At 64.6% G+C, this 25663-nt stretch carries 22 protein-coding genes; 18 read left to right on the top strand and 4 right to left on the bottom strand.

The features are described from left to right. Positions 1-59 precede the first annotated feature (59 nt). Both CH306_RS01190 and CH306_RS01185 read left to right on the top strand, forming a co-directional pair. Entirely contained in the window at positions 60-1637 is a 1578-nt protein-coding gene (locus CH306_RS01190; protein WP_032397565.1) for a flavin monoamine oxidase family protein, read from the top strand. A 32-nt stretch (positions 1638-1669) separates the two neighbouring features. Next, positions 1670-2320: a Rid family hydrolase gene (locus tag CH306_RS01185; RefSeq protein WP_094645403.1), complete on the top strand. Its 651-nt coding sequence runs from the start codon at positions 1670-1672 to the stop codon at positions 2318-2320. Positions 2321-2382: 62 nt separating this feature from the next. On the opposite strand, the gene CH306_RS01180 is transcribed toward CH306_RS01185, so the two are convergent. The 3 genes from CH306_RS01180 to CH306_RS01170 form a co-directional block, all read right to left on the bottom strand. Beyond that, positions 2383-3114, bottom strand: a complete 732-nt coding sequence (locus CH306_RS01180) for an aspartate/glutamate racemase family protein (protein WP_094645402.1) — start codon at positions 3112-3114, stop codon at positions 2383-2385. A gap of 10 nt (positions 3115-3124) precedes the next feature. Continuing rightward, positions 3125-4678, bottom strand: coding sequence for an NCS1 family nucleobase:cation symporter-1 (locus CH306_RS01175; RefSeq protein ID WP_094645472.1), 1554 nt, complete (start codon positions 4676-4678; stop codon positions 3125-3127). Positions 4679-4803: 125 nt separating this feature from the next. Then, positions 4804-5520 carry a GntR family transcriptional regulator gene (locus CH306_RS01170; protein WP_032398253.1) on the bottom strand — a complete coding sequence of 239 codons (717 nt, stop codon included), beginning with the start codon at positions 5518-5520 and terminating at the stop codon, positions 4804-4806. A gap of 70 nt (positions 5521-5590) precedes the next feature. Here CH306_RS01170 and mftE point away from each other — a divergent pair, with 70 nt between their 5' ends. The 13 genes from mftE (at position 5591) to CH306_RS01105 (ending at position 21703) form a co-directional block, all read left to right on the top strand. Beyond that, positions 5591-6277 carry a mycofactocin biosynthesis peptidyl-dipeptidase MftE gene (gene mftE, locus CH306_RS01165; protein WP_094645401.1) on the top strand — a complete coding sequence of 229 codons (687 nt, stop codon included), beginning with the start codon at positions 5591-5593 and terminating at the stop codon, positions 6275-6277. Positions 6278-6402: 125 nt separating this feature from the next. Further along, positions 6403-7800: a mycofactocin biosynthesis glycosyltransferase MftF gene (gene mftF, locus CH306_RS01160; RefSeq protein WP_094632433.1), complete on the top strand. Its 1398-nt coding sequence runs from the start codon at positions 6403-6405 to the stop codon at positions 7798-7800. A gap of 33 nt (positions 7801-7833) precedes the next feature. Then, positions 7834-9327, top strand: coding sequence for a mycofactocin dehydrogenase MftG (gene mftG, locus CH306_RS01155; protein WP_094645400.1), 1494 nt, complete (start codon positions 7834-7836; stop codon positions 9325-9327). A gap of 50 nt (positions 9328-9377) precedes the next feature. Continuing rightward, complete coding sequence (locus CH306_RS28940; protein WP_176459466.1) at positions 9378-9515, top strand: hypothetical protein; 138 nt, start codon at positions 9378-9380, stop codon at positions 9513-9515. Between the two features lie 109 nt (positions 9516-9624). Next, on the top strand, positions 9625-10920 hold the full coding sequence (locus tag CH306_RS01150; RefSeq protein WP_032397560.1) for a transcriptional regulator: 1296 nt from the start codon (positions 9625-9627) through the stop codon (positions 10918-10920). A gap of 146 nt (positions 10921-11066) precedes the next feature. Then, a complete protein-coding gene (gene exaC / locus CH306_RS01145; protein WP_032397559.1) occupies positions 11067-12590 on the top strand; it encodes an acetaldehyde dehydrogenase ExaC in 1524 nt (507 codons plus the stop codon). After that, entirely contained in the window at positions 12590-13129 is a 540-nt protein-coding gene (locus tag CH306_RS01140; protein ID WP_176459467.1) for a DUF779 domain-containing protein, read from the top strand. The genes exaC and CH306_RS01140 overlap by 1 nt, the downstream gene beginning before the upstream one ends. Before the next feature lie 80 nt (positions 13130-13209). Next, positions 13210-14187: a cation diffusion facilitator family transporter gene (locus CH306_RS01135; RefSeq protein WP_094645399.1), complete on the top strand. Its 978-nt coding sequence runs from the start codon at positions 13210-13212 to the stop codon at positions 14185-14187. Between the two features lie 140 nt (positions 14188-14327). Further along, positions 14328-15782, top strand: a complete 1455-nt coding sequence (gene eat, locus CH306_RS01130) for an ethanolamine permease (RefSeq protein ID WP_032397557.1) — start codon at positions 14328-14330, stop codon at positions 15780-15782. Further along, a complete protein-coding gene (locus CH306_RS01125; protein ID WP_032397556.1) occupies positions 15779-17191 on the top strand; it encodes an ethanolamine ammonia-lyase subunit EutB in 1413 nt (470 codons plus the stop codon). The genes eat and CH306_RS01125 overlap by 4 nt, the downstream gene beginning before the upstream one ends. 89 nt (positions 17192-17280) lie before the next feature. Then, on the top strand, positions 17281-18054 hold the full coding sequence (gene eutC / locus CH306_RS01115; RefSeq protein WP_094645398.1) for an ethanolamine ammonia-lyase subunit EutC: 774 nt from the start codon (positions 17281-17283) through the stop codon (positions 18052-18054). A gap of 54 nt (positions 18055-18108) precedes the next feature. Then, entirely contained in the window at positions 18109-19725 is a 1617-nt protein-coding gene (locus tag CH306_RS01110) for an AMP-binding protein (protein ID WP_179272928.1), read from the top strand. 31 nt (positions 19726-19756) lie between these two features. Beyond that, on the top strand, positions 19757-21703 hold the full coding sequence (locus tag CH306_RS01105) for an acetoacetate--CoA ligase (RefSeq protein WP_094645396.1): 1947 nt from the start codon (positions 19757-19759) through the stop codon (positions 21701-21703). On the opposite strand, the gene CH306_RS01100 is transcribed toward CH306_RS01105, so the two are convergent. Then, a complete protein-coding gene (locus CH306_RS01100; RefSeq protein WP_094632367.1) occupies positions 21679-22113 on the bottom strand; it encodes an acyl-CoA thioesterase in 435 nt (144 codons plus the stop codon). The genes CH306_RS01105 and CH306_RS01100 overlap by 25 nt on opposite strands. A gap of 73 nt (positions 22114-22186) precedes the next feature. Between CH306_RS01100 and CH306_RS01095 the strand changes: the two genes are divergently transcribed. The 3 genes from CH306_RS01095 (at position 22187) to CH306_RS01085 (ending at position 25661) form a co-directional block, all read left to right on the top strand. Further along, the gene (locus CH306_RS01095) at positions 22187-23644 is read left to right on the top strand and encodes an amidohydrolase (protein ID WP_094645395.1); all 1458 of its coding nucleotides are present in this window, start codon (positions 22187-22189) and stop codon (positions 23642-23644) included. A gap of 80 nt (positions 23645-23724) precedes the next feature. After that, on the top strand, positions 23725-24174 hold the full coding sequence (locus CH306_RS01090) for a hypothetical protein (protein WP_094645394.1): 450 nt from the start codon (positions 23725-23727) through the stop codon (positions 24172-24174). Beyond that, positions 24171-25661 carry a sensor histidine kinase gene (locus CH306_RS01085; protein WP_094645393.1) on the top strand — a complete coding sequence of 497 codons (1491 nt, stop codon included), beginning with the start codon at positions 24171-24173 and terminating at the stop codon, positions 25659-25661. The genes CH306_RS01090 and CH306_RS01085 overlap by 4 nt, the downstream gene beginning before the upstream one ends. Positions 25662-25663: the final 2 nt, after the last annotated feature.

Below are 25663 nucleotides of genomic sequence, written 5' to 3'. Positions count from 1 at the left end.
ACCGAGGCACCGGGCAGCACGAATGGGAGCATGAATTGCCAGTAACACGGAGATCGTTCATGCGAGGTCTCGGAGTCACGGGAGGGGCCGGGCTCGCCTATGGAGCGATGTCGACGATCGGCCTCGCTCCATCCGCTCAGGCGGTGCCCACACGGTTCAGACCGCCGGCGAGGTCCGACCTGATCGGGAGGGTCGAGGGAAGTCCTTCGGTGGTCGTGCTCGGCGGTGGTCCTGCAGGACTGTGTGCGAGTTACGAGCTCCGCAAAGCGGGATACTCCGTGACGATTCTCGAAGCGAGGAACCGGCCGGGCGGCCGTGTGTGGTCTGTTCGCGGTGGTGCCGAGGAGACGGATCTGAACGGGGAAACTCAAACGTGCACGTTCTCCGACGGCCACTTCTACAACGTCGGCGCGACCCGAATACCGCAGAGCCACATCACGATGGACTACTGCAAGGAGCTCGGTGTCGAGCTCCAGACATTCGGCAATCAAAATGCCAACACCGTAGTCAACTACAAGAGCGACACGGCGCTCAATCAGCAGTCGGTGAGCTACCGAGCGGCGAAAGCAGACACGTACGGATACATGTCGGAACTGCTTCAGAAAGCCGCAAACCGGGGTGCTCTGGACGACGTGCTCAGCCGCGACGACAAGGACGCCCTGTCCGAGTTCCTCAGCGATTTCGGTGACCTGTCCGATGACGGGCGGTATCTCGGATCGACGCGGCGCGGCTATTCGTCCGAACCGGGCGCAGGTGTCGACTTCGGTGCCGAAACGAAGCCGCACAGCATGTCCGACGTCATTCGCAGCGGGATAGGCCGCAACTTCAGCTTCGAGTTCGGTTACGACCAAGCGATGTTGATGTTCTCACCTGTCGGTGGCATGGACCGAATCTACTACGCCTTCGAGGAGTCGATCGGCGTCGACAACATCGTCTACGGAGCCGAGGTCACGTCGATGAAGAACGCCGGCGAGCGCGTCGCCGTCGAATACACGAAAGACGGAAAAGCGGAATCGATCGACGCCGACTACCTGATCTGCACGATTCCACCCAACCTGATCGGACGCCTCGATACGAATCTACCCGCAGACGTGTTGGCGGCGAACAGAGCGGCCAAGCCGTTCTCGTCGGGCAAGCTCGGGATCGAGTACTCACGCCGATGGTGGGAGACCGACGAGCGCATCTACGGGGGTGCCAGCAACACCGACCTCGACATTTCGCAAATCATGTTCCCGTACGACCACTACAACTCCGATCGCGGTGTCGTCGTCGGGTACTACAACAGCGGCAAGAGGCATCAGGCCTTCGAATCCCTCACTCACAAGCAAAGGTTGGCGAAAGCAATCGCCGAAGGATCCATGATTCACGGCGACAAATACACCCGCGATATCGTGAGTTCCTTCTCCGGCAGTTGGCGTCGTACCAAGTATTCGGAGAGTGCGTGGGCCAATTGGGAGGGGTCGGGTGGTTCGCACGGCGGTGCCGCCACGCCGGAATACGAAAAACTGCTCGCACCTGTCGAGCGAATCTATTTCGCAGGCGATCACCTCTCCAATGCAATTGCCTGGCAGCACGGTGCCTTCACATCGGCTCGCCAGGTCGTCACCGCGCTGCACGAGCGCGTCACCACGTCCTGATCGAAATCCCATACCTGTCGAAAGGCACCACGTTGTCACACGTCACTCGCTCACTCATCGCCGCTGCAGCAGCGGGAACCATTCTGTTCACCGCAGCGTGCTCCTCGGATTCCGAGGCCTCGGGCGACACAACCGAAACCACCGCGGGCGCACGGTCGGTGATCGAACCCGGCGAGGACAACCCGATGATCGCGCAAGGCGTCGAGATATCCGGCGATGCAACTGTATACAAGACCAGCGGTATCGGAGGTACAGCCATGAACGACGCTGCTGCGACCGGTACCCCCGAGTCCTACATCGACACCGAAGAGTTCCCGGGTGGCACGTTGCCTCCAGGTGTCACAGTCACCGAAGCGCAAGGCATCAACGTACTGAAGAAGATCCGCGACAACCTCGAACAAGAGGGCTACACACTCGAGGACGTCGTGACGATGCGCGTGTTTCTCGACAACGCGCCCGGCACCGACATCGCCGATTATGCGGGCTGGAACCGTGCTTATCGGCAGTTCTTCGCAAATACGAATCTCGATACGGATGAGACAGAACTCGTTCCGCTCGGTAGCGCGGAGCCTGCGGCACCGCTGGAACGCAACTCCGCGCGACCTTCCCGATTCGCGTTGGAGGTCGCCTCGCTTCCGGTTCCGGGCTGGCTCGTCGAGGTAGAAGTGGACGCGGTCAAGTAGTTGTTCGAGTGCATCGATCTTGCGATCGGATCGAGAAATTGCACTCCAGTGGATTTCGGGCGCTACTGCCTACTGAATCCCTCGAGCATTCCTGTGTAGAGCTTGGCCGGCGGAGAGGCAAATTCGCCGCGCTTTCCGGTACCCAGTCCCAGCGAGACCAGGGACTGCACGAACAACGTGCCCGCGGCCACACCGTCGACCACAGGTACTCCGATCTCGGCCGAAATGTGTCGGCACAGATCGGCCATACCCGCGCAGCCGAGAACCACAGCATCGCTACCGTCCGTCTCGACGGCGACGCGGCACGCCTCGGTGACGATCTTGCGGGCGTCGGGATCGGTCTCGAGATCGAGGACCGGCAGTTCGCACGCATGAATGCCGAGGCAGTGGCGTCCGAAGCCATAGTGGTTCGCCAGATCCTGGGCACGTCCGATGGTGCGTCCGAGTGTGGTGACGACGCTGAAACCTCGACCCAGGAAACTCGCGGCGTGCATGGCCGCCTCGGCGATACCGACGACCGGCCCGGCCGCCAGCTCGCGGGCCGCGTCGATACCGGGATCTCCGAAGCAGGCGATGACGTAACCGTCGACCCCAGCGGCCTCGCCCCGGGCGATCTCGGCGAGAATGCCTGGGACACTGAGTGCTTCGTCGACATGACTTTCGATGGACACGGGCCCCATCGAGGGGCTGACCGCATCGACGACCGTGCCCGGGCCGACCACGGCCCGGGCACAGTCACCGATCGTTGCGGTCATCGAACTGGTGGTGTTCGGATTGATGACCTTGATGAGCACGGAAGAAATCCTAAGCCGTCGCTGGGGCGTCGAAGTTGGTGACAGCCAGCTTGGTTCGTGTCGCCAGGTAGAAGTACATGACGAATCCGATACCGCAGCCGATGAACCAGCTGTACTTCGACGCCGTCGACATGCCGGCGATCTCCATGCCGTCGATGGCCCCGTTGAAGAGGACGGTGAACATCGCGACCAGCGCGCCGACGACGGTGGAGTACACCGCCGCCGGGTTGTAACCCTTGGAGTACCAGTACAGCCCGGTGGACGACATCGAGAACAGCTCGTCGACGACGACCTTCTGCTTGCGGACGAGGTAGTAGTCGGCGATGAGGATGCCGAACAGTGGTCCGATGAATGCACCGAGGGTCTCGAGCGTCAAGTGGATGACGTCGGGGTTGTTGTAGAGGTTCCACGGCGTGATCAGCACCGAGCCGATGGCGGCGATCATTCCGCCCGCGCGCCAGCTGATGCGCTGGGGGCTGACGTTCGAGAAATCGAATGCAGGGGAGATGAAGTTGGCGACGATGTTGATACCGATGGTGGCGATCGTGAAGGTCAGCGCGCCCAGGACGATGGCGAACGTGCTATCGATCCGTGCCACGGTCTCGACCGGGTCGGTGATCAGTTCACCGAACACCGGAAGCGTCAACGACGCAGTGACGACGACGAGTATCGAGAAGACCAGGAAGTTCACCGGTAGACCGAGGAAGTTGCCCTTCTTCACGGCGGCGTAGGACTTTCCGTAACGCGAGAAGTCGCCGAAGTTGAGCATGGGGCCCGAGAAGTAGGACACCACGAGAGCGATCGCACCGAGCATGACCGGAATGGAGCTCAGACCCGTGTGCTCGACTTCTCCGAGGTTCAGATCGATTGCGCCCCAGCCGGCTTTCCAGATGAGGTAGCCGCACAGCATGAACATCACGACGTAGACAGCGGGGCCGCAGAAGTCGATGAACTTGCGAATGGACTCCATGCCCCGCCAGAACACCGCCGCTTGGACGACCCAGAGAAACAGGAAGCTCGCCCAGCCGAGCAGCGAGAGTCCGGCGAAACCGTAGTCGGCGGTGACGGCATACGGAGCGAGAGACGGGAACAGCTTGATCAACACGATGTCGAGAGCGGCCGAGGCCAGGAATGTCTGAATTCCGTACCAGGCCACGGCGATCAAGCCACGAATGATCGCCGGAATGTTGGCACCGAGAACACCGAAGACACTGCGGCAGATGACCGGATACGGAACTCCGGACACCTGGCTCGGCTTGGCGACGAGGTTGCAGAAGAAGTACACGATCGTGATGCCGACGAGCAGCGCGATCAGCACCTGCCAACTGGCCAAGCCGAGCGCGAACAGGCTGCCCGCGGTCACGTAGCCACCGACCGAGTGCACGTCGGACATCCAGAAGGCGAAGAGATTGTACGAGGTCCACGTCTGCTTCTTCAGCGGAGCGAGATCCTCGTTGGTCAGCCGCGGGTCGTAGCTGTCCTTGATCAGGCCACCGCCGACGGGGTGGCCCGCGGCTTCCACGAGATCTCCCGTTTGAGCGGGACCGTGCGCTGTATCTGTCATCGATGCTCCTGACGGCATGGCATTGAGGTGAACGAAGGAGGTGAACGAGCGAATGAGGAAAAGCTAGCGGCGCAGTGTTGCGCACTCGTGACGCGAGCGATATATCTTTCGGATTCGTCCCTCGGCTATTCCGACGGCGGATCGGCAAACAATCCATGGTCGTTCGACAGTGTCGAAATGACCGAATTGAGACGCGTGTGGTGATGTTGTGCTGCGCCGAGCAGTCCCGCGGAATCACCGTCCAGGAATGCCGTGAGCATATCGGCGTGGTCGCTGTGCAGTGATGCCCTGTCGGAACCGGCGACATGCACCATCGGCTGCACGGGTTCGGTGATGTTCCAGGCGGATTCGAGCATGTGCAGCAACCGGTGCATCCGAGAAGGCCGCGTCAGGGACAGATGGAATTCACGTGAGAGTCGGTGATACTCCCGCGAGTCGTCGCGAGCCAGTGACGCTTCGAGCTGCCGATTGATCTCGATGAGGTGTTCACGGTCGGCATCGGTGGCGAATTCGACGGCGATCGGCAGCGCTGCAGTCTCCAGAACCTCTCGGACGATGTACATTTCGCGTAGTTCGGCCGCGGTCAATTGGGCGACCGTGTAGCCGAGATTCGGCCGATGATCGACCAAGCCCTCGCCGATCAGCGTCTTGAGGGACTCGCGCACCGGTATTCTGCTCACCCCGAACAGTTCGGCCACTTCGTTGAGCGGAATAGGGGTATTCGGTGGAGCGTCGCCCGCGAGAATTACCCGACGCAATTCGCGCAGGATCGACGGCTGCGGGCCACCGGGTGCCGATATCGACAATTGCGAGAGCAATATGGACCGACGGCGGGGTGGCACGAATGGAAGATTAACGACCGTGTGTTTCGGCGGCGTGACGGCTTCGTTCCATCCGATATCATCTGCATCCATGTCCAGGGACTCACTCGGTGCTCAGTACTGGCCGGACGTCGACCGGTCGAGGACCCTCGTCGTGCCGGTCGGTTCGATCGAGCAGCACGGACCGCACCTTCCCCTCGACACCGACACTCGTATCGCCGACGCCGTGGCGCGAACCGTTCCGCATGCAACCGTTGCCCCGCCGATCGCCTACGGAGCCAGTGGTGAGCACGAAGGATTTCCCGGCACCGTCTCGATCGGTGCGGCCGCGCTCGAAACGCTTCTGGTGGAGTACGGACGCTCCGCCTGCCGGTGGGCCGAGCGGGTGGTGTTCGTCAACGGCCACGGCGGAAACGCACCGACGGTGCGGACCGCAGTGCTGCAGCTCCGGTACGAGGGCCGCAATGTCGTGTGGTTTCCGTGCGCGATACCCGGAGCAGATGCTCACGCCGGCCGGACCGAAACGTCGTTGCTGCTGCATCTTTCGCCCGAGGCGGTGGACATGACGAAGGCGCAGGTGGGAAATGTGACCGATATCGCCGCCCTGCTCCCGGCACTTCGCGACGGTGGATTGGCTCCGGTCACCGCCAACGGCGTGCTCGGCGATCCGACCGGGGCCGATGCGGAGGAAGGGCGTCGCGCCTTCGAGCAGATGTGCACCCGAGCGGCCGATGCAGTCGGGAGATGGAGTCCCTCCGAGCAGGGCGTGATCTCATGACCGAACCCGGTGAAACGCCTGGTCGCGACCCCGGGCAGAAGCTGCGGAAAACGGGGAACAGGTATGTTCCGTCCGATTTCTCGGGTGGCCGACGCTCCGGCGGCTTGTCCGCTTACGATCTCCTGATGGGTGAAGGTCGGTTGCCTGACGGCTTCGGGGTGCGAGTCGATCCACGCGTACGTACATTCTCCGAAGGGCGCGTCCTGATCGGTGGTTCACCGACCCGCATGCTCAAGCTGGCACCGACCGCTGCGGCCATGATCGGCGACGGGTTCATCGAAGTGACCGACTCGCAGTCCGCGCTCGTGGCCCGCAAATTGCTCGACTCCGGAGTCGGGAATCCGCGGCCGATGTCGATTCCCTCGCCGAGCGACGTCACCGTCGTCGTGCCGCTCAAGAACAACGAGGCGGGGTTGGAGCGCTTGATCGCGTCGCTCCACGGGCTGCATGTCATCATCGTCGACGACGGCTCGGACGTGCCGGTCGCCGTACCGCGGATCTCCTGGAGCGTGGGCAGCATGACGGTGCTGCGGCACGAGCGCTCACGTGGACCTGCTGCCGCACGAAACACTGGCTTGCGATGTGCAACAACGGATTTCGTAGCCTTCTTGGACTCCGACGTCGTGCCACGTAAGGGGTGGCTGGAGGTGATGCTCGGCCACTTCTCGGATCCGGCGGTCGCCCTGGTGGCCCCCCGCATCGTCGCACTCGAGCCCGAGGGCAGTGCGCTGGCCAGGTACGAACATGCCCGCTCGTCGCTCGACCTGGGTCGCAAGGAAGCGGCGGTACGGGCAGGCAGTTCGGTGTCGTACGTCCCCAGCGCCGCGATGTTGATGCGTCGGTCGGTGGCGATGGACTGCGACGGATTCGACGAGTCGATGCACGTGGCCGAAGACGTGGACCTGTGCTGGCGATTGCAGGAAGCGGGGTGGAGGCTGCGCTACGAACCCGTCGCCCACGTCGCGCACGAGCATCGCGTCACCTTCGCCGAATGGTTCGCCCGCAAGCTGTTCTACGGCACCGGTGCCACACCGTTGTCGGCACGTCATCCGGGAATGGTGCCGCCCATCGCGATGTCCCCGTGGACGTTGGTTGCATGTCTGCTCGCCGCGAGTCTGACGCGGATCGGTCTCGTCGGCGCTGCCGCCACACTCGGCGTGACGATCGTTCGCCTGCGCAGGATGTTCGTCGGTCTGGACCAGCCCACTCGGATCGCGGCCATCCTCGCGGCCGAGGGTTTCGTGGCGGGGTTGTGGCAACTGGCGTCGGCCCTGTGTCGGCACTATTGGCCGATCACCCTGCTCGCCGTCTTGTTGTCGAGTCGTATTCGTAGAATCGCACTGGGATTGGCTGTCGCAGAGGCGTTCTCGGATTGGTACAAGCACCGGGAGCCCGGCGGTCTCGATCCGGTGCGTTATGCCTTCTACAAACGAGCCGATGACGTCGCCTACGGAGCGGGGCTGTGGCACGGTGCACTGTCCGCCCGCAGCGTCGACGCCCTCAAGCCCCGCCTCGACGGCTGACGTGGTGCCACCCCGGTCTGCTCCGTCGACGGTGTGAACCCGATCGAGTTCGCCGACGTCATCGTCGTCGGAGGTGGTTCCTGCGGCTGCGTTCTCGCATCGAGGCTCAGTGAGAACCCCGATCGGTCGGTGCTGTTGCTCGAAGCCGGGCCTGCGTTCCACAGCGTCGCCGACGTTCCGGCGGCCGTGCTCGACGCGTCGACACTTCCCATCGGCCCCGGTAGCGAATGGGTGGGAACCTATACGGCCGAACTCGCGGCCGGTGTGTCCCGGACGATCGCGCGAGGCCGGGTGCTGGGAGGCTCCGGCGCAGTGAACGGCGGCTACTTCGTCCGCGCCACGCCGGGTGACTTCGATGCCTGGCCGCAGTCTTTGTGGTCGTTCGATCAGGTGCTGCCGTTCTACATCGGCTCCGAAACCGATCTCGATGCCGACGCGGTCGATCGGTGGCACGGTTCCCGCGGGCCGATGCCGGTCTCGCGCACGTCGGAGCAGGACCGACATCCGCTGACCGCATCGTTCGTGCAGGCGGCCGCGAACGCAGGTTTTAGATTCCACGAGGACATGAACGCACCCGACGCGGCCGTGGGAGGAGTGGGCGCAGTTCCGTCGAACATCCGAAACGGTACCCGTGTAAGTGCCGCTCTGGCATACCTTCTGCCGGTCATCGATCGAAAGAACCTACGGGTACAAGGGAATACGACGGTGTCGTCGTTGATGGTCGAGAAAAACAGGGTGGCCGGGGTCGAGATCATCGTCGACGGTGTACGCAGTATCGTGAAGTCCGACAGGGTGATTCTGTCTGCTGGTGCTGTGCACACCCCCGCGTTGCTGCTTCGATCCGGCATCGGTCCGGCCGAAAGCAGTGTTGCGCTGGGGATTCCGGTGATCTCCGACAATCCGGGCGTCGGCCGTGGCTTCAGCGACCACCCCGAGGTTGCCGTTCCGGTAGCGACGACCGAAGAATTCTCGACGGTATCTCGTGCTCTGGAAGCGGTGTTGCACTCGGGCGACGTCGAGATCAGGCCGTACACCAGGAGATTCGATCGATTGATCTCCGGTCTTTCGCGTGGGCCGCACGTGTTCGGTGTCGGCCTCATGCGCTCGACGGCACGCGGGAGCATCACGCTGCGAAGCTTGGATCCGTTCGAGTCCCCGGACGTGCGATACCGCTATCTCGAATCGGAGGTCGACCGGCGCGCTATGCGCGAGGGCGTCGAACTCGCGCGCGATCTACTGGCGTCGCCGATCATGTCGGAGATCGTCGATGTGCCCGCGATCGACGACCCCCTCGCGGCACTCGGTACGTCGCTGCATCTGTCCGGCAGCGCCAAGATGGGCCCGGAATCGGACCCGGAGGCGGTGCTCGACGACCACTGCCGGGTGCGCGGTGTCGACGGTGTCCTCGTCGTCGACACCTCGGCGTTTCCGGTGGTGCCCAGCCGCGGCCCGCATGCGACGGCGATCATGTTCGCCGAGCGCGCAGCGGCCTTGATTGCAGACCACGGTAGGGGTGTCGAGGCGTAGCGTTCATGGTCTGGGGACCGTTCGGGTTCCCCGATAGATGGGTTACTGCCATGTCGGACAAATCGCCCCGCAACACGATGACCAAGAAATCCGGCAAATCTCTCAAGGACAAGCGCGCGGACAAGCGGGCCAAGTCGAGTGGTGACACCAGCAACGACATCATCACGTCGAGCGCCAAGAAGAAGTAGGCAACCGGGGTCGGCGCGACCGGCCACAGCCGCGCGCGCCGGCCACGGCTGTATCCTGGTCTGTGAGCTGGGTAACAACGATGTGGACAGGTCACGGAGGAAGCGTCGAATGGCAAGCCGATCGGACAGTGGCGGCAACCCCTGGGTCGCAGTGCGTCCCGGCGAGGACGTCGCTGTGCTCGCGCGCCAGATGTCCAGTGCCCACCAATCTTTCGTGGACGACCTCCGTACTCACGGTTCGACGGTGAGGTCCGTCGTACTCGACTCGTGGATGCGCAGTCGCACCAAGGGGGTCGATCCCGACGGCGGAAACGACACTCCGGCATTGACCGGGCCGGATCTCGAGCGCTACCGCAACGGGCATCCGATGGCGATCATTCGTCCGGTCATCCGAAAGCTGCTGGTCGAGGACGCGGCGGACACCGGCTTACTCGTCGCCATCTCCGATGCCGAAGGCCGGCTGCTGTGGGTCGAGGGTGACTCCGCAGCCAAGGACCGAGCGCTCACGATGGACTTCGCCGAGGGGGTCGATTGGAGCGAGGAGAACAAGGGCACCAATGCCCCCGGCACCGCGCTCGCAGTCGACCACAGTGTGCAGATCTTCGCGTCCGAGCATTTCTCTCGGTCGGTGCACGAGTGGAGCTGCTCGGCGGCACCGGTTCACCACCCCACCAGTGGCCACATCCTGGGGGCGATCGACATCACCGGTGGCCCGCGCGTCGCGGTGCCCGAGGTGCTCTCGCTGGTGCGTGCCACCGTCGCCGCCGCCGAGTCCGAATTGCGCCTGCATCTGATGAACTCGCCGAAATCGTTGGGCGACACTGCTCCTCGGCTCGAGGTTCTCGGATCCGGACGGCCGGGAGTGGTGCGTGGTTCCGGCCGGATACCGCTCTCCCAGCGACACGCGGAGATACTGCTTCTACTCGGTGAGCATCCCGAAGGGCTCAGCTCCGACCACCTCGCGGTGCTGCTCGACGAGCAGGAGCTGGACTCGGTGACGATTCGCGCCGAGATGTCGAGATTGCGCAAGGCATTCGGTACCGCAGGCCTGGCGTCGCGGCCCTACCGTCTGGTCGGCGAGCTGTCCTCGGACGTCGGCGACATCCGGCGTGCCCTCGACCGCGGAGACGTCGAGGCTGCTCTTCGTATCTACTCGGGTCCGGTGCTGCCCGGATCGTCCGCGCCCGGCATCGAGGAGATCCGCGAGGAACTGCGGTCCCGAATGCAGGCCGCGTTGCTCCGACTCGGAGATCCGGTGTTACTGGCGCAGTGGACGTCGTCGATTCACGGTCGATCGGACGTGATCGCGTGGGAGGCCTACCGGGCCACCCTGAGCCGAGACTCCGCGCTGTACGGGCAGGTCAGTGCGCGTATCGATCTCCTCGACCGCGAACTCGGAATCTGACGCTATCGCCACTGTCGGTACCTCCGGCAGCAGCGGCAACACAGATGCAGTCGCATCGGCAACGTAGTTGCAACGTTGCAAGCCCTAGTGTCCTGAATCACACACCGCATCAACTGTGAAGCACGTGTCGATCAGGAGGATTTTCAATGTCCGTCTACTCCCGTCCAGGTTCCGCCGATTCCGTCATGTCGTTCCAGTCGCGTTACGACAACTGGATCGGCGGCGAGTGGGTACCGCCGGTCAAGGGTCAGTACTTCGAGAACCCGACTCCCGTCACCGGAGAGAACTTCTGCGAGGTCGCCCGCTCCACGTCCGAGGACATCGAGCTCGCGCTCGATGCCGCACACGCCGCAGCGCCCGCATGGGGCAAGACCTCCGCCGCCGAGCGCGCCGTGATTCTCAACAAGATCGCCGACCGAATCGCCGAGAACCTCGAGTCCATCGCACTGGCGGAGTCCTGGGACAACGGCAAGCCGATTCGCGAGACTCTCAACGCCGATATTCCGCTCGCCGTCGATCACTTCCGCTACTTCGCCGGCTGCATCCGCGCGCAGGAGGGATCACTCTCCGAGATCGACAGCGACACAGTGGCATACCACTTCCACGAGCCGCTCGGAGTCGTCGGGCAGATCATCCCGTGGAACTTCCCGATCCTCATGGCCGTATGGAAGCTCGCGCCCGCTCTCGCGGCCGGAAATGCCGTGGTGCTCAAGCCCGCCGAGCAGACCCCCGCATCGATCCTGCACCTGATCTCGATCATCGGCGACCTCCTGCCTCCGGGCGTCGTCAACATCGTCAACGGATTCGGAGTCGAGGCAGGCAAGCCGCTGGCGTCCAGCCCGCGCATCGCCAAGATCGCCTTCACCGGGGAGACCACCACCGGCCGTCTCATCATGCAGTACGCGTCGCAGAACCTGATTCCGGTGACTCTCGAACTCGGCGGCAAGAGCCCCAACGTCTTCTTCTCCGACGTGCTGCAGGCCAACGACGATTACCAGGACAAAGCGCTCGAGGGCTTCACGATGTTCGCCCTCAATCAGGGTGAAGTGTGCACCTGCCCGTCGCGCTCGCTGATCCAGGCGGACATCTTCGACGAGTTCCTCGCCTTGGCCGCCATCCGCACCAAGGCTGTGCGACAGGGAGATCCGCTCGACACCGAGACCATGATCGGCGCACAGGCGTCCAACGATCAGCTTGAGAAGATTCTCTCGTACATCGAGATCGGCAAGGGCGAGGGCGCACAGGTCGTCACCGGCGGTGAGCGTGCGCAGCTCGGCGGAGATCTGAACGGTGGCTACTACGTCCAGCCGACGATCTTCACCGGCAAGAACAACATGCGCATCTTCCAGGAGGAGATCTTCGGCCCGGTCGTGTCGGTCACGTCCTTCAAGGACTACGACGATGCCATCGACATCGCCAACGACACCCTCTACGGACTCGGTGCAGGCGTCTGGTCTCGCGACGGCGGCGTCGCCTACCGAGCCGGACGCGACATCAAGGCCGGCCGCGTGTGGACCAACACCTACCACCAGTACCCCGCGCACGCCGCGTTCGGTGGCTACAAGCAGTCGGGTATCGGCCGCGAGAACCACAAGATGATGCTCGATCACTACCAGCAGACCAAGAACCTGCTCGTCAGCTACGCCCAGAAGGCCCAGGGCTTCTTCTGATGAACAGCGCTGCGCAGCCCGCGCGGCTGAAGACCACCGTCGAGGCGATGGACCTGCTCCGTCGCCTCGGCGGTATCCACGGGGAACTGATGATGCATCAGTCCGGGGGATGCTGTGACGGGTCGTCGCCGATGTGTTATCCCGCAGGCGAATTCATCGTCGGCGACCGGGACGTTCTCCTGGGGTACATCGACCTTCGGCTGGGGGTCGGTGATGTCCCACAGGACCTGCCGACCGGGAGCGACGGTGTGCCGGTGTGGATCTCGGGATCCCAGTTCCAGGCGTGGAAGCACACCCAGCTCGTGCTCGACGTGGTTCCCGGCCGCGGCGGTGGATTCTCGCTCGAATCGCCCGAGGGAGTGCGGTTCCTCAGCCGCGGACGTGCATACACCGCCGAGGAGAACGACATTCTCGCGCAGCATCCACCACTGGTGGGAGTCGACTGGGAAGAAGGTCGACGGCCGGAGGTTCCCGCAGACCCCTTGGTGGTCGCCGAGGCCGTCGATGCGTGTCCCGTCCCTGGGATGCTTCAGGGCTGAGTGCCTGCGGCAGTGGTGCGGTTGGATGCCGCAGGTGGCACACAACCGCACCACTGCGCGCAGCGCATACAGTGCGAGCGATGAAGAGTTCATCGAAATCCGACGCGGCCGAGGGCGGCGAAAGCCTGCGTACCGTGGTGATCGCATTCGTCGCCAATCTCGGCGTCGCGATCGCCAAGACGTTCGCCGCAGTGTTCACCGGGTCGGCGTCGATGGTTGCCGAAGCCGCGCACTCGTGGGCGGATACCGGTAACGAGATCTTCCTGCTCGTCGCCAATCGTCGAGGTTCGCGCGGGCCCGACGATCGGCGGCCGCTCGGCTACGGGCGCGAGACCTACTTCTGGTCGACGCTCGCAGCCATCGGTCTCTTCGTCGCCGGTGCTGCGGTATCGGTGTGGCACGGCATCACCTCGTTGCTCGCCGGCGAATCGAGCAGCGAGAACTACCTCGTCGCGTATGTGGTGCTCGCCGTCGCATTTCTGCTCGAGGGAGCGTCGTTCCTGCAATCGGTTCGGCAGATTCGCGGTGAAGCGGCCGAATACGACAAGGACTTCCTCGACTACGCACTCGAGACCTCGGATCCGACGCTGCGCGCGGTGTTCGCGGAGGACAGCGCCGCATTGATCGGCATCGTGATCGCCGGTGCGGGAATCGGGTTGCATCAACTGACGGGGTCCGCGGCCTTCGATGCCATCGGATCCATTCTGGTGGGTGTACTGCTCGGAATCGTCGCCTTCGTGTTGATCGATCGAAACCGCCGATTCCTGACCGGCGAACCAGGATCGAGAGCATTATGGAACGCGGTGGTGCAGCGGATCGAGCAACTTCCCGAGGTGGCGTCGGTCAGATTCGTGCGCATCGAGTTCGTCGGTCCCAAACAGATCTACGTGGTGGCGAGTGTCGATCTCGTCGGTGATTTCGCAGAATCACGCATCGCGCACACGCTCCGGCGGCTGGAGCGTGAGTTGGAAACCAACAGGGCTGTGGTGGACGCGGTACTGACAGTCGCCGAACCGGACGAGGGAGACATCGGCGACGTCAACGCCGTCGGAACCTGACGTAATTCGCCCGTCACTCACCGATGACGCGGCGCTTACATCACGGGCCTATCTTGAACCGATTCGCGCGCCACACGTGTTGTGAATCGTCCCCTCGGGCGTGACCCCGCTCCGAGCGAACTTGCTACGAGAGGCTTGCAATGTCCGTGGTAGACCCCCAGTCGTCTCAATCGAAATCCGGCTCTCACGAGGGCACTCGGTCGCACGTCGAGGGCGGTGACTACCTGGCCAAACGTACCCTGAAGAAGGGGACAGCGGGCTGGGTCCTGCTGGCAGGCCTCGGAGTCAGCTACGTCATCTCCGGCGATTACTCGGGGTGGAACCTCGGTCTCGCGGAGGGCGGTTTCGGTGGCCTCCTGATTGCGGCGATCATCATCGCGGGCATGTACCTGGCCATGGTCCTCGGCATGGCAGAGATGTCCTCGGCGCTGCCTGCAGCGGGCGGTGGCTACACCTTCGCCCGCCGAGCGCTCGGGCCGTGGGGCGGATTCGCCACCGGCACAGCCATTCTCATCGAGTACGCGATCGCCCCGGCGGCAATCGCCACGTTCATCGGTGCCTACGTCGAATCACTCGGACTGTTCGGTATCACCGACGGCTGGTGGGTCTACCTGGTGGTCTACGCCGTGTTCATCGGGATCCATCTGTCCGGCGCAGGCGAAGCCCTCAAGATCATGTTCGTCATCACCGGAATCGCACTGGTCGGACTCGTGGTCTTCGCCATCGCCGCCATCGGACAGTTCGACGCGAGCAACCTGACCGACATCGCCCCCACCGACGCCGCCGGAGCCTCCGGATTCCTGCCGTTCGGCTACCTCGGAATCTGGGCTGCCGTTCCGTTCGCCATCTGGTTCTTCCTCGCCATCGAAGGTGTTCCGCTGGCCGCGGAAGAGGCCAAGGATCCGACGAAGAACGTCCCGCGCGGCATCATCGCCGCCATGGGCGTGCTGCTCGTCACCGGTGCCGTCGTGCTGTTCCTGGTGACCGGGGCCGGCGGTGCCGACGCCGTCAAGGAATCGGGGAACCCGTTGGTGGAAGCTCTCGGTGACGGAACCGCGAGCAAGATCGTCAACTACATCGGCCTGGCCGGACTCGTCGCGTCGTTCTTCTCGATCATGTACGCGTACTCACGCCAGCTGTTCGCGCTCTCGCGCGCCGGGTACCTGCCGAAGACGCTGTCCATCACCAACTCTCGCAAGGCCCCCACACTGGCGTTGATCGTGCCGGGCGTCATCGGCTTCTTGCTCTCGTTGACCGGTCAGGGCGGAATGTTGCTCAACATGGCCGTGTTCGGTGCGGCTCTGAGTTACGTTCTGATGATGGTCAGCCACATCGTGCTGCGTCGTAACGAGCCGAACATGGAACGCCCGTACCGAACCCCCGGCGGCGTCGTGACCACAGGATTCGCGTTGGTCATCGCAGCCCTCGCCGTTGTCGCCACCTTCGTCGTCGACTCCACCGCAGCGCTGTGGTGCCTGGCCGTGTTCGTCGCGTTCATGGCCTACTTCGGCATCTACAGCAGGCATCATCTGGTTGCGAATTCGCCGGACGAGGAATTCGCCGCACTGGCCGAGGCCGAGGCCGAACTGGAATGACGATCTACACCCAACAGGTCTCGGGAACCACCTACACCTTCGACGGTCTGGTGGACCTGATGGCCAAGGCGACCCCGCTGCGGTCGGGAGACGAATTGGCCGGTTGCGCAGCTGAATCCGATGCCGAACGAGCTGCAGCGCAGTGGGCATTGTCGGAGGTCTCGCTCGATGTCTTCCTGCACGATCTGCTCGTTCCGTACGAGAGCGACGAGGTCACCCGGCTCATCATCGATTCACACGACCGAATCGCGTTCGGGGCGGTCTCGCACCTGACCGTCGGAGGTCTGCGGGACTGGCTGCTGCAGGTCACCGCAGGGCCGAACGCGGCGGCGACGTTGCGCTCGGTTGCTGCCGGACTGACCCCGGAGATGGTGGCGGCGGTCAGCAAGATCATGCGGAACCAGGATCTGATCGCGGTGTCGCGGGCCGCGCAGGTGACGTCGGCGTTCCGTACGACGATAGGGCTGCCCGGAACACTGACCACGCGACTCCAGCCCAATCACCCGACGGACGATCCCCGCGGAATCGCCGCGGCCACGCTCGACGGACTGTTGCTCGGATCGGGCGACGCGGTGATCGGGATCAACCCGGCCACCGACTCACCGCAGGCGACGGCCGACCTGCTGCATCTGCTCGACGAGATTCGGCAACGCTTCGAGATTCCGACGCAGTCGTGCGTTCTCTCGCACGTGACGACGACGATGGAACTGATCGACAAGGGCGTTCCGGTCGATCTGGTGTTCCAATCCATCGCGGGCACCGAAGGAGCCAATTCGAGCTTCGGAGTGAACGTTCCGCTGCTGCGGGAGGCCAACGAGGCCGGAAGATCGCTGCACCGCGGAACCGTCGGGAACAACGTCATGTATCTCGAAACCGGTCAGGGTTCGGCATTGTCGGCGGGTGCGCATATCGGCACCGGCGACCGCCCCGTCGATCAGCAGACCCTCGAAACGCGCGCGTACGCCGTGGCCCGCGATCTCGAGCCGTTACTGATCAACACCGTCGTCGGATTCATCGGGCCCGAGTACCTGTACGACGGCAAGCAGATCATCAGGGCGGGCCTGGAAGATCACTTCTGCGGCAAGCTGCTTGGACTGCCGATGGGAGTGGACGTCTGCTACACCAACCACGCCGAGGCCGACCAGGACGACATGGACACCCTGCTGACGCTCCTCGGCGCGGCCGGGGTCGCGTTCGTCATCGCGGTTCCCGGTGCCGACGACGTCATGCTCGGATACCAGTCGCTGAGCTTTCACGACGTGCTCTACGTCCGACAGGTTCTGGGTCTGCGGCCGGCACCGGAATTCGAGTCGTGGCTCTCCCGTCTCGGCATGGTGGACGCCGACGGCCGGGTCCTCGACGTCGATGCGGCGGGTTCACCGCTACGGGCCTTGATGAGTGCGCGATGATCGGTGAATCGGAGGTGGCAGGAGTGGAGCCCGCGGAACGACCAGGGAGTGCAGGAGTGGAGCCCGCGGAACGACCAGGGAGTGCAGGAGTGGAGCCCGCGGAACGACCGGAAACAGAGTTCTGGGGCGAGATGCGGGCGATGACGCAGGCCCGGATCGGACTGGGGCGCATCGGTGATTCGTTGCCGACCACGCGGGTGCTCGAGTTTCGCTCTGCTCATGCCGCCGCGCGCGATGCGGTGCACATGCCGCTCGAGGTCGAGGAGTTCGTGGGCCGGGTCGAGCAGGTCGGTCTCGGTGCACCGTCGGTGGTGACGTCGTTGGCGACCAGTCGTGCGGAGTATCTGCGACGGCCCGATCTGGGTCGGCAGCCGAAGGATCTGTCGGCGGTGCCGCATTCCGAGGACGAGATCGGCATCGTGTTGGGCGACGGCTTGTCCCCGCGTGCGCTCGCCGATCACGGTGTGGCGATGCTGGACGCGTTGAAAGCAGAGCTCTCCGATCGTTATTCGATCGCGGCTCCGGTGATCGCGACCGAGGCGCGGGTGGCGCTCGGTGATCATATCGCCGCGGCGATGGGTGTTCGGACGGTGCTGGTTCTGATCGGGGAGCGTCCGGGGTTGTCGGTTGCCGACAGTCTCGGCATCTATTTGACGCATCTGCCGAAACCCGGGTGCACCGACGCCGATCGCAACTGCATCTCCAACATCCATCCGCCGGAGGGACAGGGGTACGCACAGTCGGCACGAATCGTGGCCGGCCTGTTGGCCGGTGCCAGGAGACTCGGGCGGTCGGGTGTGGCGTTGAAGGACACCTCGCGAGCCGATGTGCTCGAAGCGGCCGAGGCCCTCACACTCGAGTGACGTCCCCCTATTCGGGGGTGGCTGTACGTGACCGGGCTCACTACCGTGGGGTCCATGGACAGTTATTCTTCCGGCGCGTCGGATACCGCAGTTCTGGACGACACGATCGGTGCCGATCTGGATCGCACCGCGGCGCTGTACTCGGATCGTGACGCGTTGATCGATGTCGCGTCCGGGCGGCGGTGGACCTACTCGGAGTTCGTCGCCGACGTCGACCTGTTGGCGGCCGGCTTGCTCGTGGCCGGAGTCGAGGTGGGGGACCGTGTCGGAATCTGGGCTCCGAACTGCCCGGAATGGGTTCTCGCGCAATACGCGACGGCCAAGATCGGTGCCGTGTTGGTCAACATCAATCCCGCCTATCGCTCACACGAGTTGCAGTTCGTGCTGAAGCAGGCCGGGGTGTCGGTGCTGTTGTCGGCCACGGAGTTCAAGGGATCGAACTACGTGGCGATGATCGACGACGTGCGCCCCGAGGTGGAATCCCTGCGTGCGGTGCTGTTCATCGGGAGCATCCAGTGGGAGGCGATGACCGATCGCGGGCATCGAGCGTTGGCGAAGACTCCGCGGATGATCACCGATGTGTCCGAGCGACTTGGTCCCGACGATGCGATCAACATCCAGTACACCTCGGGGACAACGGGATTCCCCAAGGGTGCGACTCTCAGCCATCGCAACATCCTCAACAACGGCTTCTTCGTCGGCGAGCTCTGCCACTACACCGCAGAGGACCGCGTCTGCATTCCGGTGCCGTTCTACCACTGCTTCGGCATGGTGATGGGCAATCTCGCGTGCACCTCGCACGGCGCAGCGATGGTGATTCCCGGTCCCTCGTTCGATCCGGTGGCGACGTTGACGGCCGTCGCCGCCGAGAAGTGCACGTCGCTCTACGGAGTCCCGACGATGTTCATCGCCGAACTGGCACTGGAGAATTTCGACGAATTCGACCTCGGCAGTCTGCGTACCGGCATCATGGCCGGATCGCCGTGTCCCACCGAAGTGATGAAGCAGGTCATCGACCGAATGGGGATGGCCGAGGTGTCGATCTGTTACGGCATGACCGAGACGTCTCCGGTGTCGCTGCAGACTCGAAGCGAGGACTCCATCGAGCAGAGGGTGTCGACCGTCGGACGCGTCGGTCCGCACCTCGAGGTCAAGATCGTCGACCCCGTCCTCGGCGAGACGCTGCCCCGAGGCGAGGCCGGCGAGCTGTGCACTCGCGGCTATTCGGTGATGCTCGGTTACTGGCAGCAGCCAGACAAGACCGCGGAGGCGATCGACGGCGAGGGGTGGATGCACACCGGCGACATCGGGGTGATGGACGAAGACGGCTACGTGGCGATCACCGGGCGGATCAAGGACATGGTGATCCGCGGCGGCGAGAACATCTATCCCCGCGAAGTGGAGGAGTTCCTCTACACCCACCCCGACATCCTCGACGCCCAGGTGATCGGTGTGCCCGACCCGAAGTACGGCGAGGAGCTCATGGTGTGGATCAAGATGAAAGACGGTGCAGCGCCTCTCGATTCGACTGCGGTGCGCGCCTTCTGCGACGGACGGCTGGCGCACTACAAGATCCCGCGATACGTGCACGTGGTCGACGAGTTCCCGATGACGGTCACCGGCAAGGTGCGCAAGGTGGAAATGCGCGAACGGTCGCTCGGATTGATCTGAATATCGCCCTCGGGCTGCCATACTCGCTGCCATGACCAGTGCGCTGTGGACACCGACGGATTCCGACGTCGCCGAGGCTTGGGTGACCGAGTTCGCGCGATTCGTCGAGAAACGCCACGATGTGCTGCTACCGGACTACTCGTCTCTGTGGCGATGGTCGACGAACGAGTTGGAACTGTTCTGGCGAGCGGTGTGGGATTTCTTCGAGGTTCGCTCCTCCAGCGTGCCGACGACGGTGCTCGCAGAGCGCGGTATGCCGGGAGCACACTGGTTTCCGGGTACCGAACTGAACTACGTGGACCAGGTCGTTCGGCACGCTCGATCGGGCCGCGCCGCGATCGTCCACGCCCGCGAAGACGGTTCGACGCGGACCGTGACGTGGGAAGAGATGATCGATCAGGCCGGGGCGCTGGCAGGCATGCTGGCCGACGCGGGAGTCCGACGCGGCGACCGCGTCGTCGGATACCTGCCCAACGTCCCCGAGGCGGTGATCGCCTTCCTGGCGACCGCGAGCCTGGGGGCGGTCTGGTCCGCGTGCGGGCAGGACTACTCGGCCTCGGCGGCTCTCGACCGTCTGGGCCAGCTCGAACCAACGGCACTGATCACTGCCGACGGGTACGTGTACGGAGGGAAGTTCCGAGACAAGGCCGCCGACGTCGACGCGCTCACGTCGGGGCTGCCGACACTGCAGGTCGTGGTGACGGTCGGCGAGGCGTCGGGAAACGCAGTGGGCTGGTCTGCCGCAACGGAGCACAGTCGTGAACTGACCCCGGCGTCGGTGCCTTTCGACCACCCGCTGTGGGTCGTGTTCTCCTCGGGCACCACGGGTCTGCCGAAGGGAATCGTGCACGGTCACGGCGGTGTGGTACTCGAGCACCTCAAATCCGTTGCCCTACAGTCCGATCTGGGCCCCGAAGACGTGTTCTTCTGGTACACCAGCCCCAGCTGGATGATGTGGAACTTCCAGATCGCCGGCCTGCTGACCGGTGCCACCATCGTGTGCGCCGACGGCAACCCGGCGTTTCCGGCACCGGATACACTGTGGGACATCGCCGCTCGGTTGGGTGTGACGTACCTCGGTACCAGCCCCGGGTACGTGCTCTCGTGCATCAAGGCCGACACGCATCCCGGCACCGACCACGATCTGTCGGCGCTGCGGGCCGTCGGCATCACTGGGTCCGCGATGCCTGCATCGTCGTCGATCTGGTTGTCGGAGAACATCGGAGCGCACCTGCCGGTCTTCTCCATCTCCGGCGGGACCGACGTGGTGTCGGCGTTCGCCGGGGGAGTGCGGACCGCCCCGGTCTGGGCGGGGGAGCTGTCGGTGCCGTTCCTCGGGGTCGCGCTCGACGCCTACGACGAGGACGGCGAACCTGTCCGCGGTACCGTCGGCGAACTGGTCGTCACCGAACCGATGCCGTCGATGCCGCTGTACTTCTGGAACGACGCCGACGGATCTCGATACCGGGACGCCTATTTCGACACCTATCCGGGCATCTGGCGGCACGGTGACTGGATCACGATGACCGACCGCGGCAGCGTCGTCGTGCACGGAAGATCGGATTCGACGCTCAACCGCAACGGAATTCGCATGGGCAGCGCCGACATCTACCAGGCCGTCGAATCTCTGGACGAGGTGACCGAGGCGCTCGTCTTCGGCATCGAGCTACCCGACGGTGGATACTGGATGCCCCTGTTCGTGGTGGTCCCGGACGGTGTGACCGACGAACTGCGGGAGCGCATCGCATCCGTCATCAGAACACAGGCATCGCCGCGACACGTTCCCGACGACATCATCGCCGCACCCGCGGTACCCCACACCCGGACCGGGAAGAAGCTCGAGGTGCCACTCAAACGCCTCTTCCAAGGTGCCACTGCTGCAGGCACTCTGGATGCGAGTGCCGTCGACGATCCGGCCGCGTTGGCGTGGTTCCTGGATCGGGCGACCGAGTTTCAGCGCGTCCAGCGGGCCAGGTAGGCCTTTTCCTCCGGCGCGATGCGGCGCAAGGTCTCGGCACCGACGTCGACCATCGCCATCCGGGTCGTCGCCACCACGGCGGGCGGTGAATCGGGTGCTGCGCCCGCGGCACGGACCTCGTACCCGATGGTGAAATCGACTGCGCGCACCTTCTCGAACCACAGCGTGACGTCCAGCGGACCGTCCGAGTGCCGAAGCGGCTTCTTGTACGCGATGGTGACATCGGCGATCAACGCACTCTTGATCAGAGACTCGTTGGCCTCGCCCTCGCTGAGCAGCCATTCGATGCGCGCTTCTTCGAGCAGGGTGACCATCCGGGCATGGTTGATGTGTGCGAAGGCGTCCATATCGGACCAGCGCACCGTCACGCTCGCGTGATATCCGACGGGCTCGGTCGACTCTGTCCGCATCGCAACAGGCTCTGGCTTCATCGCTAGAGGATGGCATGCGCGCCCGTGCGGAGGACGCTCTAGAGTCCCAGGAGTGATTATCGCCAATGTCGCACTGGATGGTTCCGGGCTGCTCGTCGACATCGAACTCGCGGGCTCGGTCATCGCGTCGATCACCCCTGCGGGCACCCGACGAGCATCGAGCGACGAGGTACTCGACGGTGGTGGCGGGGTGGCGCTGCCCGGGTTCGTGGACTCGCACGTGCACCTGACACAGTGGGCGGCGGCGCGGCGACGAATCGACGTCGGGCCCGCGGCGTCGGCGGCCGATGCCGTCGCACTGGTGTATCCCTATGCTCGGACAGCAGGCGAATCGGTGGTGCGCGCCAACGGCTTCCGTGACGCGCACTGGCCGGAGGAGCCGCACAAGGACCTGCTCGAGAATGCGCTGCCCGGTGCCCGCGTGGCGATGACGAGCATGGACCTGCACACATTGTGGCTGAGCCCGGCGCTGCTCGACGATCTGGGTATCGATCACCCCACCGGTGTGCTCCGCGATGTCGACGGCCTCGAAGCGGTCATGGCGCTCGAGGAGCAGGACGACCCGGCCGAACTCGATCGGGCCGTGCTCGACGCGACCGCAGCACTGGCGGTCCGCGGTGTCACCGGCGTCGTGGATTTCGAGTTCGCGGACAACAAGACGGTCTGGGATCGACGGTTGACGGCCGGCTCGCCTGCCGTCCGCATCGACACGACGGTGTGGCCCCAATGGCTCGACGAGGCACTCGATCGCGGCGAGCGGACCGGAGACGTCTCGGCCCACTCGGACCTGATCAGACGCGGCCCGCTCAAGGTGATGCTCGACGGTTCGCTGAACACCCGAACCGCGTGTTGCCACGATCGATACCCGGGGATCGACGGGGACGACGCGTACGGGCTGTTGCTCGAGACCCCGGGCAGTCTCTTCGATCTCGTCGCGCGGGCGTCACGCGGCGGCATCGAGTCGGCCGTCCACGCGATCGGTGATCGCGCCAACACCGTCGCGCTCGATGCGTTCGAGCGCGCCGGCTGCGGCGGTCGAATCGAACATGCGCAGCAGATCCTGCCGGAGGACATCACGCGGTTCGCCGCCTTGGGTGTCGCTGCATCGGTGCAGCCGCAGCACGCGATGTCCGATCGCGACATCGCCGAGGATCTGTGGGCAGGACGGCGTTCGGTGGCCTACGGCTACGGAACGTTGCACCGCAGCGGTGCGAGGCTGCTCTTCGGTTCCGACGCCCCGGTCAGTCCGCCGGAGCCGTTGGCGGGAGTCGCGGCTGCGGTGTTCCGTACCGACGACGAGCGACCTCCATGGCACGTCGACGAAGCAGTACCCCTCGAGGTTGCTCTGCGCGCGGCGTGCGGTGGCCGTGGGCCACTCCGAGTGGGGGATGCGGCGGACATCGCCGTGCTCGTCGAGCATCCCGTGCACCGCTCGGTGCACGATCTCGCCGAGACGGAGATCAGAGCCACGATCTGCGCCGGTGCGCTCACTCACGCAGCTGGGGGGTAGGCACCCACTTCGGCACGGACATGAGACATTACTCATGTCGCCTTCATCGCCGTCTCACACACCGCAGAGACCGTGGTGACGTGAAGTTCGCACCCAAGATCGCAGTCCTGGCAGCCGTGGTGATCGTTCCGGTGGGCGTAGCGCTGGCGAGCACCGTACTTGCCGATACCCCGCAGGCACCGAGCTTCGAGCCGCGGGTCACCGTCGGAGTTGCGCCATCGAGCGCGTCGCCCCAGCCGTCCGACGCGGCACCGTCGGCGGCCCCATCGACCGCCCCGGCCCCACTGGGCGATACGGCGCCATCGGCCGACCCGGGCCCATCGATGACCGCAGCTCCTCCCATCGCCACGGGCGCAGCGGGCGCGACGACTCCGGCGGCAGCAGCAGACCCTCCGGCAGCGCCGCAGTCCATCGTCGTCCCCGCCCCGCCGCCTGTCGAAGTCCTACCGGACCCGGACCGGGATGACGACGACGACTTCGGCGACCAGGACGATGCGGACAGCGACGACGCGGAAGACGACGACGGGTGAACTCGACCGAAGAATTGATCGACGACACGAAGGCTCGCACCGAGGCGCTCGCGCCGAAGGGGCCGGTGCCCGAGCCTGCGCTCCGTAGCGCCCGGGTAGGGACGCGGGTTCCGGCGCGGGTGCGCATTCTCGGCTGGCTGTTGTTCGTCATGGCGCTGGCCATGCTGGCCGTCGGGGTTGCCGTGCGAACGATCCTCCTCGCGGAGGTCGAGCGAGACACCGCAGTAGCTCTCGAGCAGGAGATCGGCGAGTTCAGCGAGTTCGCTGCCACCGGTCGCGACCCGGACGACGGGTTGCCGTTCGGCAACGTCGCCGGTCTGCTCCAGTTGCACCTGCAGCGCCAATACCCGGACGATGACGAGATCCTGTTCGGCTACACCGATCGACTGTTGCGTCAGGAACGCAGCGGTCCAGGAGATCTGGTCGCCGATGCGGCTGTCGTGTCGGCCATCGTGAACTCACCCGACAGTGTTGGATCCACGCAGACTTCGGAAGGCGAAGTCGCCTGGGCGAAACAGGTCGCCGAACCGTCCGGCGGGGGCCAGGCCGGAACTTTCGCGATCGGAATTCTCGTCGACCGCGAGCGCGGCGACGTGTCCGACACCGTTCGCGTAGTGGTCGGAGTGTCACTGATGGCATTGCTGTTCACGGGCGGCATCGCCTGGGTGGTGGCCGGACAGATCCTTGCGCCCGTGCGCCTGGTTCGCCGGACCGCGGCCCAAATCACCACCGACGACCTGTCCAGGCGGATCGAGGTGGGCGGTCGCGACGATGTTGCCGAGCTCGCCGACACGTTCAACGACATGCTCGATCGACTGGAGGCCGCGTTCGCCGCGCAGCGACAATTCGTCGACGACGCGAGCCATGAGTTACGAACGCCGATCACGATCGTCCTCGGGCATCTCGAACTGATGGGCGACGATCCCCGTGAGCGCGAAGAGACGGTCCGGCTCGTCACCGACGAGTTGGACCGAATGAACCGGATCGTGGAGGACCTGTTGCTCCTCGCCAAAGCCGAGCGCCCGGATTTCGTCCACAAGCGGCCGGTGGATCTCGAAACCCTCACGCGCGACATCGACGCGAAGGTCCGCGCGCTCGCCGACCGCGACTGGATACTGGGGCACGTCGGTACGGGCTCGGTACGGGTCGATCCGCAACGAGTCACCCAGGCAGTGCTTCAGCTGGCGCAGAACGCGGTGTCGCACACCAGGACCGGTGACCGGATCGTGGTGGGATCGGAGCGTGCCGAAGATCGAGTTCTGTTGTGGGTGAGTGACTCCGGACCCGGTGTGTCCAGCGAGGACGCGAGAACCATCTTCGAGCGGTTCGCCCGGGGCAGTACCGGATCGAGTCGCTCGGACAATGGCGGCGCGGGTCTCGGTCTGTCCATCGTGCGTGCAATCGCCGATGGGCACCACGGTGCCGCGACGCTCGACAGCAGGCCCGGTGCGGGTGCCACATTCGGGCTCGACCTGCCGGCCCGATGAGT

It is taken from the genome of Rhodococcus sp. 15-725-2-2b, from assembly GCF_002259075.1.
Lineage (GTDB): Bacteria > Actinomycetota > Actinomycetes > Mycobacteriales > Mycobacteriaceae > Rhodococcoides.
This window is presented reverse-complemented; position numbering and strand designations above follow the sequence as displayed.